Annotated in this window: 2 protein-coding genes and 1 pseudogene; 2 read left to right on the top strand and 1 reads right to left on the bottom strand. The window is 60.8% G+C overall.

The genetic code is table 11. From position 1 onward, the window contains the following. Nucleotides 1–149 precede the first annotated feature (149 nt). A complete protein-coding gene (locus tag VZ95_RS18340; RefSeq protein ID WP_045777145.1) occupies nt 150–794 on the bottom strand; it encodes an XRE family transcriptional regulator in 645 nt (214 codons plus the stop codon). A gap of 131 nt (nt 795–925) precedes the next feature. Here VZ95_RS18340 and VZ95_RS18345 point away from each other — a divergent pair, with 131 nt between their 5' ends. Both VZ95_RS18345 and VZ95_RS18350 read left to right on the top strand, forming a co-directional pair. Further along, entirely contained in the window at nt 926–1,438 is a 513-nt protein-coding gene (locus VZ95_RS18345; RefSeq protein ID WP_156995397.1) for a DUF6456 domain-containing protein, read from the top strand. 321 nt (nt 1,439–1,759) lie between these two features. Then, nucleotides 1,760–2,555 (top strand): annotated as a pseudogene (locus tag VZ95_RS18350) (hypothetical protein); the annotation flags it as partial.

The raw sequence follows: 2,555 nt of genomic DNA on the forward strand, positions 1-2,555 counted from the left end.
CCCTTCTGGTGTCGGCACCGCAGCTCTGGGCTGCCGCTGTTTTGTCGACCCGACCTTTTTTCGGATTTTGACCTTAATTCAATCTTAATACCGTATGTATGACGAGAGTCAAAGCGCTTTGCGTCAGGAGCGACCGAATGCGCCGACAATCAAGGCTCTTCGGAGCCGACCACGCAGTGAAAACTCGCAATATCATTGCGCGAAATTTCCAAAAAACAGTCGGGATTGTGCTGGTGCAAAATCAGCCGATCCTCTTTCAGCTCAACATATTCCTTAATCAGCACCACCGAGTCATGCTTAATCACCACAACCGCCGACTCGCGACGGGCCGGGCGGTGCGGATTGACGAACAACAGCATGCCGGGCCGAAAGCGCGGCACCATACTGTCGCCGACCACATAAAGTGCGTAGGCATCGCGCACCTGCGCTAAGCACGGCGGGCGCGCGGCATAGTCAATCGGCCCATCTTCCAGAAACATCTCTTGCTCAAGCCCGCCCCGCGCCGCGCCGCGTACGGGAATAAGATCGGGCGCAAGGCCGCCACCGGCCAAAGCGCGCGGCGCACGCGCGGGCTTTGGGGCGCTGCTGATCGGGCGCGGTGTGGCGGCATCGGGCAGCAGATCGCGCGGCTCGACGCCCAGAGGGGCCGCCAGCCGTATCATCCAATCCAGCGTTAGCCGCCGCTCCCCGCGCTCCAACCGCATGATTTGCTGATGCGACGTTTCTGCCGCTTCGGCCAATTGTTCGAGCGTTAGGCCGCGATGCGTTCGCCAATAGCGCAGCCGATTTTCCATCGGCCCACTATAGCTTCCTTCCGTTTTGGTGCAAGACAAGATTCCATATTGACCCGGTTTTCACCAAAATGGTACATACTCAGAACGAGAACATTCCATGAAAATGCGATTAAAGCGCGCAGGAGAATTGCATGAGTGTCATACAACGGGGGTTGCGCAGTTCAACCCGCAGTAAGGCTGTGATGGCTAGGCTCCGCCTCTCGGAAGGAGCCGAGGCGACCGGGCTCGCGGCGTCGCGCCTTGGGGTCAGTCGGGGATTGCCGCCCCGGCCGAAAGACATGCCCCGTCCGCTGACACCGCCCGATCTGACCGAGGATCAACAGGCCGCCGCCGAGCATCTGGCCGAAGTATTTGCGGCGGCCGAATTCGAAACCTGGGCGCGGGGCGGCCCCAGCCTGGAGAATATTCCGTGCGATCCGCTTCAACCCTCCCCTGATGCGCTGATTGCCCGGGCGGCGTATCGAGCGGCGATGCGGGCGGTTCCGGTACTGCTGTCGCCGCTGGTCGTCCATGTCTGTTGTTTGGGATTGCCGTTGGCCCTGTGGGCAGAGCAAAAGCGCGTGCTCCCAGCCCAGGCGGAAACCGGGCTTCGCACGGCCCTGACGCATCTCGGTCAGCATTTTCGGGCTTTGGCGGCGTCTTAGGCTCCGCTCATCGGTGACGTTTCTATGACACGCCAATGGCTTAACGGTTTGAATTGTTTTGAGCGCCGCTCTCTGCCACCATAAGGATAGTGTTCGAAGTCAGCCGATAGGGGCGCGTGATGGTGCAGGGTACGGCGATAGATGCCTCGGGGAAGAAGATCGGGCTCGCGCTCGGCGGGCTCGGCGGCTCCAACGCGCATGGGGTTGGCGTGCTTCAGGCGATGCGTACGCTGGGGCTGCGGCCTCAGGTTCTCTCCTGCACCTCCGGGATGATCGAATGGACGGCGCGCTGGCTGAAGGGCGACGATCTGGCGCGCCGAGTTGGAGGCGGGCATCAAGGCCGCGCGGGCGTTCCCGCCGACAATGCCGGTCGCCAATTGGCTAAAGATCGTCACCCAGGGCCTCCCCGGCGTTTTCAGGCCGGCCCTGAAGGAATATTGGCAGCGCTGGATGCAGCCCTTCGACCCCAAGGATGCAAAAGCCTGGGCCGACCGGCTTACCCCGGCGCAAACCTGGGTGCCGCTGCGCACCGAGGCGGCCTTCGCCGAAATCGCCGATATTTTCAATGGCACCGACGATATGGCCATTTTTTTCAATAGTTTCGATCCCGACGACGGCTATGAGATCGTTCACGCCAATCCGGCGGGTTGGGCCTATTTGCGCGCGCTTTGGCAGGCGCGCGGCCTGTCGGGCGAGGGGGAGGAAGGCGTTCGCGTGGAACCGGAGCGGGCAGGCCCGCACGGTCCCCGCGTCGCCTATGAATCGATCACTGCGGACAGCGTGCGCGATGCCCTCTGGCTCAATTCCTATGGTTTCGGCCCGCGCGACGCCCCGCGCCAGCGCATCGACGGCGCTTACGTGCGGCAGTTTATTCTGTCTGAACTGGTGGATGCGGATGTCTTGTTCATCGCCCGCCCGCAAGCCTATGCTTGGTTGGGGCGGGCACCGCAGAATTATACCGAAATCCAGGATTTCCAGACCGAGCTTTGGTTCAACGCCGCCTACGGCCAGCAAATTCATTCGATTGAAATGGTCAATGCTTGGATTAAAGAAGGTAAGTTAAAGGACAATGGCTATAATCAGGTTCAGTTAGAGCCCATTGAGATTGCTGTTCAGA

Origin of the sequence: Elstera litoralis, assembly GCF_000963705.1 — a bacterium.
GTDB classification, from domain to species: domain Bacteria; phylum Pseudomonadota; class Alphaproteobacteria; order Elsterales; family Elsteraceae; genus Elstera; species Elstera litoralis.